We start from the raw sequence: 15,573 nt of genomic DNA, 5'->3' as shown, positions 1-15,573 counted from the left end.
AGCGTCACTCAACTCGTCGCCTTCAGTCCCGCGACTCCGGCGAGGATGAGGGCGAGGCAGAGGATGCGGGCGGCACTCGCCGTCTCGCCTTCCATCGCCATGCCCCAGAGCGCGGTGCCCGCCGCACCGATGCCGACCCAGACGGCATAGACCGTCCCCATCGGCAGCACCTGCAGCGCGCGGGACATGCAGTAGAAGCTGACGCCCAGGCAGACAACGGTGGCGAGGCTCGGCAGGAGCCTCGTGAAGCCTTCGGTATATTTCAGGAGCACTGCCCAGACGATCTCGAGTCCCCCGGCGATGACGAGCCAGGTCCATGCCATCACTCCGCCTCCACCGGCGCAGGACCGAATTGGGTACGCACCAGCCGGGCGTACAGCCCGCCCGCGGCCATCAGCGCCGCATGGCTGCCCTGCTCCACCGCGCGCCCCCCCTCCATCACGACGATCCGGTCCGCATCGCGCACCGTCGCCAGGCGGTGGGCGATGACGAGGGTCGTCCGCCCCTGGCGCAACCGGGCCAGGGCGGCGGAAACCAAGGACTCGTTCTCCGCATCGAGGGCACTGGTCGCCTCGTCGAGCAGCAGCACCCGCGGGTCGCGCAGCAGGGCGCGAGCAAGGGCCACGCGCTGCTTCTGCCCGCCGGACAGCCGCCCGCCCCCCGGCCCGAGCGGCGTCGCATAGCCCTCCGGCAGGGCGGCGATGAAGTCATGCGCCGCGGCGGCGCGGGCGGCCGCCTCCACTTCCGCTTGGTTCGCCCCCGGCCGGCCGCAGGCGATATTGGCGAAGGCGGTGTCGTCGAAGATCACCGCGTCCTGCCCGACATAGGCGATGGCGTCGCGCAGCGAGGCCAGCGTCACCGCCCGGACATCGGCGCCGTCGATGCGGACGGCACCGCTCGTCGCGTCGTGCAGCCGCGGCACCAGGGCCAGTGCGGTGGACTTGCCCGCGCCCGAGGGACCGACCAGCGCCACCGTCTCGCCCGGCGCGGCGTTGAAGCTCAGCCCCTCCAGCGCCGGCTCTGCCGTTCCCGCGTAATGGAAGCCGACATCCAGGAACTCGACGCGCCCCCACCCCGACGGCAGCGGCTGCGCACCCGGCGCCTCCACCACCAGCCGCGGCCGGTCCATCACGGCGAAGACGCGGGAGAGCCCGGCCAGTCCCTCCTGCAGGGCGGCATTGAGTGAGCCGAGCGCGCGCACCGGCCGCGAGGCGATCAGCAGCGCCGCGACGAAGCCGGTGAACTCGCCGACCGTCCCCTCGCCCTGCGCCACCCGCCAGCCGACGAAGGCGAGCACGGCGGCGACGGCAATGCCGCCCAGCGCCTCCAGCATCGGGTCGAGGCTCGCCCGCGTCCGCGCGATGCCGAGCAGCGCCGCCCGCAGCCCGGCGAAGGTGCGGGCGGCGCGGGCCTCCTCCTGCTCCTCCAGCCGGTAGGCGCGGACGACGCGGGCGGCGCCGAAGCTCTCGGTGAGCTGGGCCGCCGTCTCGCCCATCCGCTCCTGCATCCCGCCCGAGGCACGGCGGATGCGCTTGCCGAGGCGAAGGATCGGCACCACGGCGATCGGATACATCACCGCGGCGATCAGCGACATCTGCCAGTCGAGCCAGACCATGGAGGCGACCAGGCCGATGACGGTCAGCACGTCGGCGCCGCCGTTGATGGACTTGGTCAGCGCCTCGCGGATCGCCGCCGCGTCCACGGTGAAGCGGCTGGCATGCCGCGCCGGCGCATCGGCCGAGACGGCGGCGAGGTCGGCCCGGGTCAGCGCGTGGAACAGGTCGTTCTGCAGCCGTTCGATCACCCGCAGCACCACCGCCTGCACGGCCACTGCCTGGCCGTACTGCGCCAGCGCCTTCAGGCAGGTGACGGCGACGATGACGGGCGGGATCACCCAGGCGATGGCGACATCGCCCGAGGAGAAACGATCGAAGCCCTGCTGGATGACGATCGGGTAGAGCGCCGTCAGCCCCGCCAGCAGCAGGGTGCAGAGGATGGCAAGCGCGATGCCCCGCCGGTGATGGCCGAGATAGTCCCGCACCAGGCGGGCGATGAGGGCGCGGGAAGACGGGTCGATGGCGGCCATGCGCGGGGTTTAGCCCTCGGGTCGCCCGGCGGCCAATTCCCGCAGCCGGGCCAGGCAGGCCTCGCGGCCTGCCGTGCAGCCGCCCTCCAGCCACCAGCCCCGCAGCGCCGCCAGCAGGCGGCCGACCGAGGGCCCCGGCGCGAGGCCGGCCGCCAGCGCATCCCGTCCCTGGAGCGGAAAGACCGGTCGCTCCAGCGCCGCGATCCGCTGCCGCAGCGCCACCCAACCCTCGCCGCCCTGCTCCGCCTCGCCTAGCCAGGTCCGATCCAGCACGGAGGCGTGATCGCGGACGGCCAACAACCGCCGCAGCACCGCATCCCCATCGCCAGGCGTGGGGCGCGGCAGGCTGAGCAGGTCGGCAAGCCCCTCGCGCTCCTCGCCCGAGAGGCGCAGCCGTCCGGCCACTGCCTCGGCCGCCCCCGCCGGCAGCAGGGCGGCGATGCGCAGCAGCGGCTCCACCGGCGCGCCGATCCCGACGAGCCGCCCGAGCAGAGTGAGGTCCAGCGCCTCCGGCAGCACCGCCGCCAGCACGCCCGCCTCGGCCATCAGAGCCAGGGCCTCGCACGGGTCGGGCGCCTGCATCAGCCGCTTGAGTTCCATCCAGACCCGCTCAGCCGAAAGCCGCGCCAGCCCCGGCACCGCCATGCGGATCGCCGCCACCGCCGTCGCATCCGGCGCGCCGGTGCCGTAGCGGGCCTGGAAGCGGAAGAACCGCAGCGCCCGCAGGTAGTCCTCCCGCAGCCGCGTCGCCGGATCGCCGACGAAGCGGACTCGCCCGGCCGCCAGATCCGCCCGGCCGCCGAAATAGTCCCAGAGCGCACCCTCGGCGGAGAGCGACATGGCGTTGATGGTGAAGTCGCGCCGCGCCGCGTCCTCGCGCCAGTCGGTGGTCCAGGCGACCTCGGCATGGCGGCCATCGGTTGCAACGTCGCGGCGGAGGCTCGTCACCTCCACCGGCTCCCGGTCGAGCACGGCAGTGACCGTGCCATGGGCCAGCCCGGTCTCGAACACCCTGAGGCCGGCAGCGCGCAGCCGCCCGGCGATCCCCTCCGGCGGCAGCGGCGCCGCCACATCCACGTCGTGCACCGGCCGCCCGGCCAGCGCATCCCGCACCGCGCCGCCCACGGCCCGTGCCCCCGGCAACGCCGCCAGCACCGCGGCCGGCGCCCCGCGCCGGAGCAGCCCGGGCGGCGCGATCCAGTCCGCGGGCAGGTCGTCACTCATCGCCGCGGCTCCACCCGATGCGGCACCACCTGCCCATCCGGGCCGAGTTGCGCTGGCACATAGACGGTTCCCGGCGCGATGCTCACCGAGAGCCCGTACCAGACGGCTCCGCCGATCCCGCAGAGAATTGCGATGGCCAGAGCCCAGACCAACCCGGTCGGCACCGCCTGGCCGGGATTCAACCGGCGCCACAGTAGGAAGCCGCCCAAAGGCGCCAGGAACAACAGCAACTCGACCAGATAGAACAAGGATTACCCGCGCAGGACCCGGGCGAGGTTGACCAGGATGGCCGCCGTCGCCCCCCAAATATAGTGTCGCTCATGCGGCCAGACCCAGAATTCCCGCATCCGTCCGCGGAACTCGGCATGGCGCCGCTCCGGCGCCTGCGGGTCGAGCACCAAGGAGAGCGGCAGTTCGAAGGCCTCCTCCACCTCGCCCGGCTCGGGGGTGAGGTTCAGCGGCGGCAGCACCAGCCCGACCACGGGGGTGATTCGGAAGCCCGTTCCCGTCGCATGGTGCGGCAGGCGCCCAAGCAACTCCGGCAGGCGGGGATCGAGCCCCACCTCCTCCGCCGCCTCGCGCACCGCAGCTGCCTCCGGTGTCTCGTCCGCCTCGATCCGGCCGCCGGGAAAGCTCACCTGCCCGGCATGGGAAGACATTTTGGCCGCCCGCAGCGTCAGCAACACGCTCGGCGCCGGATGGAGGACGATGGGGACCAGCACCGCGGCGCCGATCATGCGGGCCGGGCTCAGCCCTTCAGAGTCATCGGAGGCGGTGACGCCGGCACGGGCCAGCGCCACGGGGTCGGCCATGCGCGCCGCGATCTCAGCGGCGGTCATCGCAAGCCGGTCACTCGGCGGCCTGCTCCAGCGCCCGGGTTTCGTCGATCGGGAAGAAGACGCCCTCCGACCAGACGCCCAGCATCTCGCGCCCATCGACCGTCTCGGTCTGGCCCAGCGCCACCAGCTCATAGAAGACGGCGCGGTTGATCTTCGCCTCGAGGCCGGGGCGGATGGTGATGTAGGGCCGCGGCTCGCGGGTTCGCGGACAGAGATGCACCCGGATCGGGTGCTCGGCATTGGCGGTGACGATCTCGTCAAGATTGGTGCGGAAGGTCAGGCACTGCTTCGGTGCGCAGCCATCGCCGCAGTCGCAGTCGCGCCAACACATCTCGACGGCGATGAAGGGGGCATCCTCAACCTCAATACGGCCGCGTTCCACTGGCGTCTCCAGCCAGTAGCTGCCATCGGCCTCACGTCGCAACACGCTGGCGAAGAGGCAGACCAGCTCCTTTCGGTTGATCGGACTGCCCTGGTAATACCAGGTGCCATTGCGGTCGATCCGCATCTGGAAGTTCTGGGGCTGGGGCCTTGGCCGCGCCGGTTTGCACGCCGGGGCCTGCGTCGCGGCCCGGCCGATCACTCCGTCCTGCACGCCGCACTCTCCATTCACCGCTTTGTCCATGCCCTGCGAGGCCATAGGCTACTGCCGCTCCCTGTCCCGTGACGCGATCCGTCCCCGGGGCGCCTCGAATAGGAAGCGCTGGGGGTCATATAGGGATCGAGCCTGGGATGGTTGAAGTGGCGGATACAGGATTGGGTAACTCTTCGGCAGATGCCGCAACATTGGTCGCCGAGGTCGAGGCGCTCGGCGACCGGCTGCGCCAGGTCCGCGACGCCATCGGCCGGGTGATCTTCGGCCAGCAGGCGGTGGTGGACCATACCCTCATCACCCTGCTCTCCGGCGGCCATGCCCTGCTGGTGGGCCTGCCCGGCCTCGGCAAGACCAAGCTGGTCGAGACCCTTGGCGCCGTGCTCGGGCTGGATGCCAAGCGGGTGCAGTTCACCCCGGACCTCATGCCGGCCGACATCATCGGCTCCGAGGTGCTTGAGGAGAACGAGGCCGGCCGCCGCGCCTTCCGCTTCCTGCAGGGCCCCGTCTTCTGCCAGTTGCTGATGGCCGACGAGATCAACCGCGCCAGCCCGCGGACCCAGTCCGCCCTGTTGCAGGCGATGCAGGAACAGCGGGTCGCCGTCGCCGGCGTGGTCCATCCCCTCCCCGCCCCCTTCCATGTGCTGGCGACGCAGAACCCGATCGAGCAGGAGGGCACCTACCCACTGCCCGAGGCGCAGCTCGACCGCTTCCTGCTTGAGGTCGAGATCGGCTACCCAGACGAGGCCGCCGAGCGCGCCATGCTGCTGGCCACCACCGGCGCGCGGGAGGCGAAGCCGCTCCAGGCCCTCGGCGCCGCCGAGCTGATGGCGGCCCAGGCCCTGATCCGCCGCATCCCGGTCGGCGAGACCGTGCTGGATGCCATCCTCACCCTCGTCCGCACCGCCCGGCCCGAGGGCTCGCCCATCGAGGAGCTACGCCGGCAGCTCGCCTGGGGCCCCGGCCCGCGTGCGGCCCAGGCGCTGATGCTGGCGACCCGCGCCCGAGCCGTGCTGGATGGCCGCCTCGCTCCCTCGGTCGAGGATGTGCTAGCGCTGGCCGAGCCGGTGCTGCGCCACCGCATGGCCCTTACCTTCTCCGCCCGGGCCGACGGCGTGCAGCTCGGCGACGTCATCGCCCGGCTGAAGGACCGCATCGCCTGAGCGCCCCGGCGAAGACGCTCCAGGCCGAGGCGCTCGGCGCCCGCCTGCCGCCGTTGGTGGTCGCCGCCGACCGCGTCGCCGCCACCGTGCTTCAAGGCGTCCATGGCCGGCGCCGCAGCGGCCAGGGCGATGCCTTCTGGCAGTACCGCCCCTTCCTCCCCGGCGATTCCGCCACGCGCATCGACTGGAGGCAGAGCGCCCGTTCCGACCGGCTCTTCATCCGCGAGACGGAATGGGAGGCAGCTCAGACCGTCGCCCTCTGGAGTGATGCCTCCCGCTCCATGGAGTGGACTTCCGGCCCCGGCCGCCCCTCGAAGCGGGAGCGGGCCGACCTGCTGCTCGCCGCACTCGCTTCCCTCGTGCTGCGCGGCGGCGAGCGGGTGCGGCTGATCGGCGGCGGCGGGCGCAGCCATGCCGGCCGGGCGGGCCTCACCACCGTGGTCGAGACCGTCTCGGCCATCGGCAAGTCGCGTTCCCTGCCACCCAATGATCCCAGCCTGCCGCGCCATGCCCGGTGCGTGCTGATCGGTGATTTCCTCGCCCCGCTTGAGAAGATCCATGCCGCGGTCGCAGCACTCGCCGCCCGGCCGGTGCGTGGGCACGTTCTCCAGGTGCTCGACCCGGAGGAGGAAACGCTCGGCGAGAGCAACCGGCACTACAGCGGCCGCGTCCTGTTCGAATGGGCGGGCGATGCCTCGGTCCTGGTGCCGCGGGTGGAGATGGTGCGCAGCCTCTATGCCGAACGGCTGCGGCAGCACCGTGCCGGGCTCGCCGCCATCGCCGCGGCGGCAGGCTGGACCTTCCTCACCCATCGCACCGACCAGCCCCCGGCACAGGCCTTGCTGGCGCTCTGGCAGGCCCTCGCGCCGGACTGAATTCATCCCAATCTAGGTGGAGTGACGCCTTGTCCCACTCCTTGAGGGCCCGATGCTGAACCTTGGGCCCATCGCCTTCGCTGCCCCCTGGCTGTTGCTGGCGTTGCCGGCGCTGCCCGTGCTGTGGTGGCTGCTGCGGGTGACGCCGCCGGCGCCGCGCCGCATCGCCTTTCCTGCCCTCCGCCTGCTGCGCGACCTGCCCGTCGCCGAGGAGACGCCCTCGCGCACGCCCTGGTGGCTGTTGCTGCTGCGGATCGCTGCTGCCGCCCTGCTGATCCTCGGCCTGGCGCGGCCGGTGCTGGGGCCGGGCGCGGGGACTGCGGGCGAGGGCACGCTGCTGCTCGTCATCGATGACGGCTGGGCCTCGGCCGAGGACTGGCCGGCGCGCATGGCGGCCGCCGGGGGCGCGCTCGACCGCGCCGGGCGCGAGGGCCGCCGCGCCGCCCTGCTCGCCACCACGCCGGCCGAGACCGCGGAGCCGCCGCGCGTCATCGGCCCCATGCCGGCCGAGGATCTCCGCAGCCGCCTTGCCGCGCTTCGCCCGAAGCCCTGGGCGCCGGACCACGCCGCCGCGCTTGTTGCCTTCCGCGCCTGGCGCGCCGCCAATCCGGGGCCGATCGCCACCCTCGACCTCAGCGACGGGGTGGAGCACGCGCCTTCCGCCCTCGCCGAGGCGCTTGCCGGTGCCGGCGCCCTCACCCTGGCTCGCGCCGAGGGCCGGCCCCTGCGCCTGCTGCTGCTGCCCGCGGCGGAAGCCGACCGGCTGCGCCTTCGCCTCCAGCAGCTGCCGCTGCCGGTGGCGAGCGAGGCGGTGGTCCTGGCGCGCACCGGCGACGGGCGCGCCCTCGGCCGGGCGACGATTCCACTCGCCGCCGGGGCGACGGAGGGCGAGGCGACGCTCGACCTGCCGGTCGAGATCCGCAACCAGGTCGTGCGGCTGGAGATCGAGAACACCGCGGGCTCCGGCGCCGTCACCCTGCTCGACGAGCGCTTCCGCCGACGCCCGGTCGGCCTGCTGCCGGGCGTCGAGGAAAGCGCCGATGCGCCGCTCATCGGCGACCTCTTCTACCTGGACCGCGCGCTCGCACCCTTTGCGGAACTGCGCCGCAGCCCGCTTGACCGGCTGCTGGCCCGCCCCATCGCCGTGCTGGCGCTGGCCGACCGCCCCGTCGCCGAGGGGCCGGAGCGGGAGGCGCTAACCCGCTGGGTGGAGGCCGGCGGCACGCTGATCCGCTTCGCCGGACCGCGCCTGGCCGATCATCCGGATAGCCTGCTGCCGGTGCCGCTGCGGGCCGAGCGCCAGCTTGGCGGCTCGCTGTCCTGGGAGCAGCCGCAGCACCTCGCCCCCTTCCCCGAGGGATCGCCCTTCGCCGGCCTCGCCATCCCGGCCGAGGTGACGGTAGAGCGACAGGTCCTCGCCGAGCCTTCGCCCCGCCTCACCGAGCGCAGCTGGGCGCGGCTGAGCGATGGCACACCGTTGGTCACGGCCGAATCGCGTGGCAGTGGGCGGATCGTGCTGTTCCACGTCACCGCCAATGCCGAATGGTCGAACCTGCCGCTCTCGGGCCTGTTCGTGCAGATGCTGCGGCGGATCGTAGCGCTCTCGGCCGGTGTCCAGGGCGCCGAGAGCGAGGCGCCATTGGCCCCGATCGAGACGCTGGACGGCTTCGGCCGGCTCGGCCCGGCGCCGCCTGCGGCAGCGGCCATCCTCGCCTCGCAGGTCGAGACGACGGCGCCCTCGCCGCGCAACCCGCCCGGCTGGTACGGCACGCCGGGGCAGGACCCATCGGCCATCGCCTACCGGCGGGCGCTCAATCTCGGCGGCGCCATCCCCGCCCTGCGCGCCGCGCCGCCGCCGCCGCCCGGGACCGGGCTGATGGACATCGGAGGCGTACCGGCCGAGCGCGATCTCGGCCCTTGGCTGCTGGCCGCGGCGCTGCTGCTGCTCGCCGCCGATCTGCTGATCGGCCTTCGGTTGCGCGGGCTGCTCCGGCCTGGCTTCGCCCTGCTCGCGCTACTGGCGCTGGCCCAGCCGGCCTCGGCCCAAATTTCGGCCCAGAATACGGACCCGGCGTCCGCGCTCGCCACCCGCCTCGCCTTCGTCGCCACCGGCGATGCGGGGCTCGACGAGGTGCAGCGGATGGGCCTCGTCGGCCTGTCCGATTTCATCAACCGCCGCTCCGCCACCGCCCTCGCCGACCCGGCGGCGGTCACGCCGGGAGCGGACGACCTCTCCTTCTACCCGCTGCTCTACTGGGTGGTGACGGCCGAGGCGCCGCAGCCGGATGCCAGGGCCGTCAGCGCCCTGAACGAGTTCATGCGCAACGGCGGCATCATCCTCTTCGACACGCGCGACGAGGGCTCGGGCGAGGGGTTCACCCCCGGCGCCCGCTCGGCGCTGCGGCGGGTAACCCGCGACCTCGCCATCCCGCCCCTCGCCCCGATCGGCGAGGACCATGTGCTGAAACGCGCCTTCTACCTGCTGCCCGACCTGCCCGGCCGCTTCTCCGGCGGCCAGGTCTGGGTGGCGCGCGACCAGGACCGGGCGAATGACAGCGTCTCGCCCGTCATCATCGGCGGGCATGACTGGGCCAGCGCCTGGGCCATCGACGCCCGCGGGCAGAACCCCTTCGCCACCATCCCCGGCGGCACGCGGCAGCGGACGCTGGCCTACCGCTTCGGCATGAACCTCGTGATGTACGCCCTCACCGGCAACTACAAGGGCGACCAGGTGCATGTGCCGGCCATCCTTGAAAGGCTCGGCAACTGATGCAGCAGGCGCTTTCGGGCATCGACTTCGCCCCTGTCCTGCCGGCCTGGCTGATCGCGGCCCTCGCCGTGCTGGCGGTGCTGGCGCTGGTCCCGGCCGTGCTGCGGCGGGCCCGCGGCGTGGCGCTGCGGGCGCTGACCTTCGCCCTGCTGCTGCTGGCGCTGGCCAATCCGCGCCTCGTGGAGGAGACGCGGGAGACGCGGCCGGATATCGCCCTGCTGGTGGTGGACCGCAGCGACAGCGCCCGCATCGGCAGCCGCGCCCAGCAGATCGAGGCGGCGCGTGCCGGCATCGAGGCGCGCGCGGCGAAGCTCCCCGATCTGGAGCTCCGCACCGTCGAGGTGCCGGAGGGCGGCAACCAGGGCACGCGCCTCTTCACCGCGACCGAGCGGGCGCTCGCCGACATCCCCCGCGCCCGCCTCGCCGGCGTCATCGCGCTGACCGATGGGCAGGTGCATGACGTGCCGGCCGCATCCCCCATCGAGGCGCCCTTCCACGCCCTGCTCCCCGGCCGCCCGGGCGAGACGGACCGCCGGCTGCGGGTTGTCGAGGCGCCGGGCTTCGGCATCGTCGGCCGCTCGGTCGAGCTGCGCGTCGCCGTCGAGGATCTCGGCGTGCCGAACGCGGCGGGCGCCGCCCGCCTCTCGATCCGCCGCGACGGCGCGCCGGCCCGCATCGAAAGCGTCCCCATCGGCCGCGAGCATCATATCGAGGTGCCGATCGAGCGTGGCGGCCCGACCGTTGTCGAACTCGCCGCCGAGGCACGGCCGGGCGAGGTCTCGGAGCTCAACAACCGCGCCGTCGTCACGATCACCGGCGTGCGCGACCGGCTGCGCGTACTGCTCGTCTCCGGCGAGCCGCATGCGGGCGAGCGCACCTGGCGCCGCCTGCTGAAGGCCGATCCGGGCGTCGACCTCGTCCACTTCACCATCCTCCGGCCGCCGGAGAAGGACGACCTGACCCCGCTCAACGAGCTGGCGCTGATCGCCTTTCCGGTGCGCGAGCTGTTCCAAGTGAAGCTGCGCGAATTCGACCTTGTCGTCTTCGACCGCTTCGCCAATCGCGGCATCCTGCCGCCGGCCTATCTGCGCAACATCGCCGATTACGTTCGCGGCGGCGGCGCGCTGCTGATGTCGGTCGGCCCAGAATTCGCCGGCCCGACGAGCCTCGCCAACACGCCGCTCGGCGCAGTGCTGCCGGCGCGGCCGGCCGCCGGGGCGGGGCAATCCGCCGTCGCCGAAGGCGCCTTTCGCCCAAGCGTGACGACGGTCGGCGCCCGCCACCCCGTCACCGAAGGCCTTACCGGCGCCAACCCGGACGAGCGGCAGGCGGCAAGCTGGGGCCGCTGGTACCGCAGCCTCCGCGTCGACCAGCGCGGCGGCACGGCGGTGATGGATGCGGCCGACGGCGCCCCCCTGCTGCTGCTCGACCGCGTCGGGGAAGGCCGTGTTGCGCTGCTGCTGTCCGACCATATCTGGCTGTGGTCACGCGGCCATGACGGCGGCGGGCCGCAGGCGGAACTCCTCCGCCGCGCTGCGCATTGGTTGATGCGCGAACCCGAGCTCGAGGAGGAAGACCTGACCGCCCGCATCGAAGCCGGCCAGCTCGGCATCCAGCGCCGCAGCCTGGAGGCCGGCCCGCCGCCCGAGGTGACCATCACCGCCCCCGATGGCAGCACGCAGCGCCGGTTGCTCGAAGCCGGACCTGGTGGCCATGCTGCGGCCCGGCTACTGGCCGAGCAGCCCGGCGTCTGGCAGGTCTCGGATGGGCGGCGCAGCGCCTTCGCCGCCGCGGCGGCCGCCAACCCGGCCGAAGTCGCCGATCTTCGTGCCGACCCGGCGCGCCTCGCCCCGATCCTCGCCGCGACCGGAGGTGCCGCGCGCTGGCTCGGCAGCGCGGCCGAGCCCGCCCTGCCGGAGCTGCGCCGCGTCGGCCTCGGACGGGATTCGCGCGGCGGCGACGCACAGACCGGCTGGGTCGGCCTCCGCCGCAATGGCGACCATACGGTGACCGGCATTTCCGCCATGCCGCTGCTGCCGCCCTGGCTGGCCCTGCCGATGGTGCTCGGCCTTGCCGTTTTTGCCTGGCGGCGGGAGGGACGTTGATGCGCCGGCTGCTGCCCCTGGTTCTGCTCGCAGGCTGCGCCACCGGCCCGAGCCTCGAAAGCCGCCTTGCCGCCACCATCGGCCAGAGCGAATTGCATGTCGTCGAGACCTTCGGCGTCCCCAACCGCACTTATGACACCGGTGGCCTCCGCTTCCTGCAATATGAGGAGCGGCGCCAGGTGCTGCATCAGCTGGACCCCTATTGGGGCTATCCCTATGGCCGCTTCGCCCCCTATCGGTTCGGCGGCCCGGTGCTGCTGACCCGCTCCTGCGACATCACCTTCGCTCTGAAGGAAAGCCGGGTGCAGTCCTTCACCGCGCGCGGCGACGACTGCCGCTGAGGCATCGCTGGCGGCGGAGGGCGGGATTGGGTATGGGAAGGGCATGCGCTCCCCTGCCCTGTTCCCGCCCCTGGCGCTCGCCGCGCTCTTCGCCCTGCCGATCCCGGAAGCTGCGGCCCAATTCGGCCGTGGCGGCCGTGCCGGTGGGTTGACCGACGCGCCGACCGAGGCGAGCCGCCCACCGCCGGCTGCCCTCCCCGGCCTGCAATACCGCCGGGCACCTGAGCCGATCCCGGCGGATCCGGGCCAGAACCTCGGGCCGAACGCAGCACTCTTCGACGCCATCAACCGAGGCGACATCGCGGCGGCGCGGGAGGCGGTCGGGCGCGGGGCCGATATCGGGTCGCGCAACGTGCTCGGTCTTTCGCCCATCGACGCCGCGGTGGATCAGGGACGGAGCGAGATCCTCTTCTTCCTGCTTTCGGTGCGCGGCAGCAGCGGCAGCCAGGGCGCCCCATTGCCGCCCACGGAGCCGGTGACGCCCGCCGTCGCCCCACGCCCGGCACCGCGGCGGAACGCCGCGCCGGCGGCCGAGCGGCCGGTGGCGAATCCGGTGCAGCGCGTTGCCAATCCACGGCTCTGGGCCGGGGATGGCGGCTCGCCCAACCCGGCGATCGGCTTCCTCGGCTTCGATGCCGGCCGTCCGGCGGGCGCGGCGCCGCCCGAGGCCGCTGCCGGCCCTGCTCCGCGCCGCAACGGCCGGGGCTGACCCTCAGCCGCGCGGCAGGGATGCCAGCGCGGCCTCGAAGGCCTCCAGCGTCTGCGCCTCGTCCCGTGCGTCATGCGCGGTGGAGAGATAGTATTTGCTCTCGCCCTTCAGGATGCCGCGCTCGCGCAGCACGGCGTTGACATGGCGCTGCACCGCCGCGTCGGCCCGCAGCGTGCCGCGATAGTCGCGCGGCGCCTCCTCGGCGAAGACGATGTCGAAGAGAGGCGGCTCGCCAACGGCGCGGCCCGGCACGCCATGGCGGCGCAGCATCCCCTCCATTTCCGCCATCATCCGCCGGCCCATGGCGAAGACGCCGTCATAGGCGCCGGGCCGGCGCAGCACCTCGAGCGTGGCGAGGCCGGCGACCGAAGCGACCGGATTGCCGGACAGCGTGCCGACCTGCATGAGGAAGCCGTCATCGCCGACGATCCCGCGGTCGAAATGCGCCATGATGTCGGCCCGGCCGGCGATGGCCGCGAGCGGGAAGCCGCCGCCGATGATCTTGCCGAGCGTGCAGAGATCAGGCGTCACGCCGTAGTAGTCCTGCGCCCCGCCGTAGCAGAAGCGGAAGCCCGTCACGACCTCGTCGAAGATCAGCGGGATGCCGTATTGCGTGGCCAGCTCCCGCATTCCCTGCAGGAAGCCCGGCGCCGGCGGGATCAGCCGCTGGAAGGGCTCCAGGATGATGGCTCCGAGTTCGTCGTGATGCTCGGCGATCAGGCTACGCGCCGTCTCCAGGTCGTTGAAGGGCGCGACCAGCACCTCTTCCCGCACGCTGCGCGGGATACCGGCGGAGTCCGGCACGGCGACGGGGAAGTTGGCGAGCTGCTTCGGCGCCAGGCTCATCAGCCCCCAGTCGGACATGCCATGGTAACCGCCCTCGAATTTGAGGATGCGGTCGCGCTTGCGGAAGGCCCGCGCCACCCGCAGCGCATACATATCGGCCTCCGACCCGCTGGAGACGAAGCGCAACTGCTCCGCGCAGGGCAGCGCGGCGACGATGGCCTCGGCGAGGCGGATGCCGGGCTCGCTGGTGGCGAAGAAGGTGGTGCCGAGCGGCAGTTGCGCCCCGACCGCCGCCAGCACCTCCGGATGGCTATGACCGAGGAACATCGGGCCGGAGCCGAGCAGGTAGTCGATATATTCCCGCCCGGCGACATCCCAAACCCGCCCGCCGTGCCCCTCGCGGAGAATGACCTCGGGGGCGAAATTGCCGAAGCCTCCCGCCGGCAGCACGCGCCGTGCCGCCTGCGCCAGCGCCGCTTCGGTATCGCTTGGGGAGATGCTGTCCATCGCCGTCGGTCCTTGGGCTGGGATGGCCCTCAGCCTAGGGCATGATCGCCCGGGACCGAAAGCCGGCGCCATGGATCATGCAGCAGGGCGCCAGCCTCGGATGGATCCTCAGGACTTCGACGTCCCCGCGATGATCCCGCCGGCCAGCGTCGCCGGGTTGCGCTCCCACCAGCGGCCTGCATCCACCCAGGTGATGAAGTCGAGCACGGCGCGGTTGAAGCCGTCCGGATCCTCGATGTTCATGGCATGGCCGCAACGGGGCATTACCAGCAGGGCGCTGGTGGCAATCGCGCGCTTGAGGAAGAGGCCGGGCTCCAGCGTAGGGTCGTCCTCGTCGCCGCAGACGATGAAGGTCGGCAACTTCATCCTGCGGAACTCGGCCTCCAGGTCGAACAGACTCGGGCGCTCGCGCTGGACGCCGCGCATGGTCAGCACGGCGCCATCGGTGTCGTGCTCGGCGAGCTGGGACATGAACTCGGCATAGCCGCGCGGGTCCTTTTCCTCGAAGACCAGGCGGGTCGGGCCGCGGCCATAGGTCCTGGCCATCTTCCACATGCCCTCCCCGGCGATGCGGTCGGCGGTCGCGTCCACCTCGGAGCGGAACTGGTCGCGCTTGCCCGGGGCAGCGCCGTAGCCGACGCCCGCGGCGGTCAGGCTGCGCGCCAGATGCGGGTAGCGGAGGCCGAGATGCAAGGTGGCGAAGGCGCCCATCGAAAGCCCGACCACATGCGCCGGCGCCAAGCCCAGGCGCTCGATCACCTGGGCGATGTCGTCCGTGGCGCGGTCCTGGGAATAGGCAGCCGGGTCATGCGGCACGGCCGAAGGCGGATAGCCGCGGGCGTTGAAAGCGATGCAGCGGTAGCGCCGGGCGAAGAAGCGCATCTGCGGCTCCCAGCTGCGCGCATCGCCGGCGAATTCATGGACGAAGACCAACGGCGTGCCGTGACCGGCCTCCTCATAGTGCAGTTCCACCCCGTCATCGGTGGTGATGGTCGGCATCGGTCCCGTCCCCCTCCTGAGCGAGGCAAGGCTAGCCGGGGCCGGGGAAATGGAGGAAGGGGGCTTCAAAGAGGACCCTGCTGGTCCTATTTAGTCGGCATGAGGGATGTGCGGTGTTGAGGCTCTCGAAACTGACCGATTATGCCGTGGTCGTCATGGCCCGCCTGGCGCGGGATGGCGCCCTGCCGGATGGCCAGGTGCAGACCGCACCGGGCCTCGCCCTGGCGACCGGCATCGCCGAGCCGACCGTCGCCAAGGTGCTCAAGATATTGGGCCAGGCGGGGCTGGTGGAAGGGCTGCGGGGCGCCCGTGGCGGCTACCGGCTGACCCGGCCGCTCGCCGCCGTGCCCCTGTCCGAGGTGATCGTCGCCATCGATGGGCCGATCGCCCTCACCGCCTGTGTGGATGGCGGCCAGGGGCAGTGCGAGGCGCAGGGCATCTGCGCCGTGCGCGGCCGCTGGGACCCGGTCAACGATGCCATCCGCCGGGCCTTGTCCGACATCACCCTCGCTGACCTGGCCGGCCCCACACGCTGCGCCACCGTCCCCGCTTTCGCTCAGCTCGTCGCCGAGTAGGA

General features: G+C 72.6%; 15 protein-coding genes. 7 read left to right on the top strand and 8 right to left on the bottom strand.

Annotation, left to right across the window (positions count from 1 at the left end):
• Positions 1-8 precede the first annotated feature (8 nt).
• Genes JMJ56_RS00955 through JMJ56_RS00930 form a run of 6 tightly spaced genes read right to left on the bottom strand, consistent with a single transcriptional unit; the run spans position 9 to position 4,657 of the window.
• Positions 9-323, bottom strand: a complete 315-nt coding sequence (locus tag JMJ56_RS00955) for a DMT family transporter (RefSeq protein WP_202829737.1) — start codon at positions 321-323, stop codon at positions 9-11.
• Positions 323-2,086, bottom strand: a complete 1,764-nt coding sequence (locus JMJ56_RS00950) for an ABC transporter ATP-binding protein (protein WP_202829736.1) — start codon at positions 2,084-2,086, stop codon at positions 323-325. Before JMJ56_RS00950 ends, JMJ56_RS00955 begins: the two co-directional genes overlap by 1 nt.
• Positions 2,087-2,095: 9 nt before the next feature.
• Positions 2,096-3,310 carry a CCA tRNA nucleotidyltransferase gene (locus tag JMJ56_RS00945; protein WP_202829735.1) on the bottom strand — a complete coding sequence of 405 codons (1,215 nt, stop codon included), beginning with the start codon at positions 3,308-3,310 and terminating at the stop codon, positions 2,096-2,098.
• Entirely contained in the window at positions 3,307-3,558 is a 252-nt protein-coding gene (locus JMJ56_RS00940) for a hypothetical protein (RefSeq protein WP_202829734.1), read from the bottom strand. Before JMJ56_RS00940 ends, JMJ56_RS00945 begins: the two co-directional genes overlap by 4 nt.
• 3 nt (positions 3,559-3,561) lie before the next feature.
• On the bottom strand, positions 3,562-4,149 hold the full coding sequence (locus JMJ56_RS00935; RefSeq protein ID WP_202829733.1) for a CoA pyrophosphatase: 588 nt from the start codon (positions 4,147-4,149) through the stop codon (positions 3,562-3,564).
• Between the two features lie 10 nt (positions 4,150-4,159).
• Positions 4,160-4,657 (bottom strand): DUF1285 domain-containing protein, encoded by a 498-nt coding sequence (locus JMJ56_RS00930; RefSeq protein ID WP_202829732.1) that lies wholly within the window; start codon positions 4,655-4,657, stop codon positions 4,160-4,162.
• Positions 4,658-4,881: 224 nt separating this feature from the next.
• Here JMJ56_RS00930 and JMJ56_RS00925 point away from each other — a divergent pair, with 224 nt between their 5' ends.
• The 6 genes from JMJ56_RS00925 to JMJ56_RS00900 are packed head-to-tail and all read left to right on the top strand — an operon-like array spanning position 4,882 to position 12,704.
• Complete coding sequence (locus JMJ56_RS00925) at positions 4,882-5,904, top strand: AAA family ATPase (RefSeq protein ID WP_202829731.1); 1,023 nt, start codon at positions 4,882-4,884, stop codon at positions 5,902-5,904.
• A gap of 56 nt (positions 5,905-5,960) precedes the next feature.
• Complete coding sequence (locus tag JMJ56_RS00920; protein ID WP_328702221.1) at positions 5,961-6,779, top strand: DUF58 domain-containing protein; 819 nt, start codon at positions 5,961-5,963, stop codon at positions 6,777-6,779.
• Between the two features lie 52 nt (positions 6,780-6,831).
• A complete protein-coding gene (locus JMJ56_RS00915; RefSeq protein WP_202829730.1) occupies positions 6,832-9,549 on the top strand; it encodes a DUF4159 domain-containing protein in 2,718 nt (905 codons plus the stop codon).
• Positions 9,549-11,654, top strand: a complete 2,106-nt coding sequence (locus tag JMJ56_RS00910) for a hypothetical protein (RefSeq protein WP_202829729.1) — start codon at positions 9,549-9,551, stop codon at positions 11,652-11,654. Before JMJ56_RS00915 ends, JMJ56_RS00910 begins: the two co-directional genes overlap by 1 nt.
• Complete coding sequence (locus tag JMJ56_RS00905; protein WP_202829728.1) at positions 11,654-11,995, top strand: hypothetical protein; 342 nt, start codon at positions 11,654-11,656, stop codon at positions 11,993-11,995. Before JMJ56_RS00910 ends, JMJ56_RS00905 begins: the two co-directional genes overlap by 1 nt.
• A 43-nt stretch (positions 11,996-12,038) precedes the next feature.
• Positions 12,039-12,704 (top strand): ankyrin repeat domain-containing protein, encoded by a 666-nt coding sequence (locus JMJ56_RS00900; RefSeq protein ID WP_202829727.1) that lies wholly within the window; start codon positions 12,039-12,041, stop codon positions 12,702-12,704.
• Positions 12,705-12,707: 3 nt separating this feature from the next.
• Here JMJ56_RS00900 and JMJ56_RS00895 read toward each other — a convergent pair whose 3' ends face one another.
• Together JMJ56_RS00895 and JMJ56_RS00890 are read right to left on the bottom strand one after the other, a co-directional pair.
• A complete protein-coding gene (locus JMJ56_RS00895; protein WP_202829726.1) occupies positions 12,708-13,997 on the bottom strand; it encodes an aspartate aminotransferase family protein in 1,290 nt (429 codons plus the stop codon).
• A 108-nt stretch (positions 13,998-14,105) separates the two neighbouring features.
• Positions 14,106-14,996 (bottom strand): alpha/beta fold hydrolase, encoded by an 891-nt coding sequence (locus JMJ56_RS00890; protein ID WP_202829725.1) that lies wholly within the window; start codon positions 14,994-14,996, stop codon positions 14,106-14,108.
• A gap of 113 nt (positions 14,997-15,109) precedes the next feature.
• Between JMJ56_RS00890 and JMJ56_RS00885 the strand changes: the two genes are divergently transcribed.
• The gene (locus tag JMJ56_RS00885; RefSeq protein ID WP_202829724.1) at positions 15,110-15,571 is read left to right on the top strand and encodes an SUF system Fe-S cluster assembly regulator; all 462 of its coding nucleotides are present in this window, start codon (positions 15,110-15,112) and stop codon (positions 15,569-15,571) included.
• Positions 15,572-15,573 lie beyond the last annotated feature (2 nt).

The organism is Belnapia arida (assembly GCF_016773205.1).
GTDB lineage: Bacteria > Pseudomonadota > Alphaproteobacteria > Acetobacterales > Acetobacteraceae > Belnapia > Belnapia arida.
Note: the sequence above shows the minus strand (reverse complement) of the source record. Positions and strands in the feature narration are given on the sequence as shown.

Bases quoted from the DNA above. Each gene is read 5' to 3' on its own strand.
- JMJ56_RS00925 (WP_202829731.1), top strand. From the start codon at position 4,882: ATGGTTGAAGTGGCGGATACAGGATTGGGTAACTCTTCGGCAGATGCC.
- JMJ56_RS00930 (WP_202829732.1), bottom strand. From the start codon at position 4,657: ATGCGGATCGACCGCAATGGCACCTGGTATTACCAGGGCAGTCCGATC.
- JMJ56_RS00895 (WP_202829726.1), bottom strand. From the start codon at position 13,997: ATGGACAGCATCTCCCCAAGCGATACCGAAGCGGCGCTGGCGCAGGCG.
- JMJ56_RS00905 (WP_202829728.1), top strand. From the start codon at position 11,654: ATGCGCCGGCTGCTGCCCCTGGTTCTGCTCGCAGGCTGCGCCACCGGC.
- JMJ56_RS00950 (WP_202829736.1), bottom strand. From the start codon at position 2,086: ATGGCCGCCATCGACCCGTCTTCCCGCGCCCTCATCGCCCGCCTGGTG.
- JMJ56_RS00955 (WP_202829737.1), bottom strand. From the start codon at position 323: ATGGCATGGACCTGGCTCGTCATCGCCGGGGGACTCGAGATCGTCTGG.
- JMJ56_RS00935 (WP_202829733.1), bottom strand. From the start codon at position 4,149: ATGACCGCCGCTGAGATCGCGGCGCGCATGGCCGACCCCGTGGCGCTG.
- JMJ56_RS00910 (WP_202829729.1), top strand. From the start codon at position 9,549: ATGCAGCAGGCGCTTTCGGGCATCGACTTCGCCCCTGTCCTGCCGGCC.
- JMJ56_RS00900 (WP_202829727.1), top strand. From the start codon at position 12,039: ATGCGCTCCCCTGCCCTGTTCCCGCCCCTGGCGCTCGCCGCGCTCTTC.
- JMJ56_RS00915 (WP_202829730.1), top strand. From the start codon at position 6,832: ATGCTGAACCTTGGGCCCATCGCCTTCGCTGCCCCCTGGCTGTTGCTG.
- JMJ56_RS00945 (WP_202829735.1), bottom strand. From the start codon at position 3,310: ATGAGTGACGACCTGCCCGCGGACTGGATCGCGCCGCCCGGGCTGCTC.
- JMJ56_RS00890 (WP_202829725.1), bottom strand. From the start codon at position 14,996: ATGCCGACCATCACCACCGATGACGGGGTGGAACTGCACTATGAGGAG.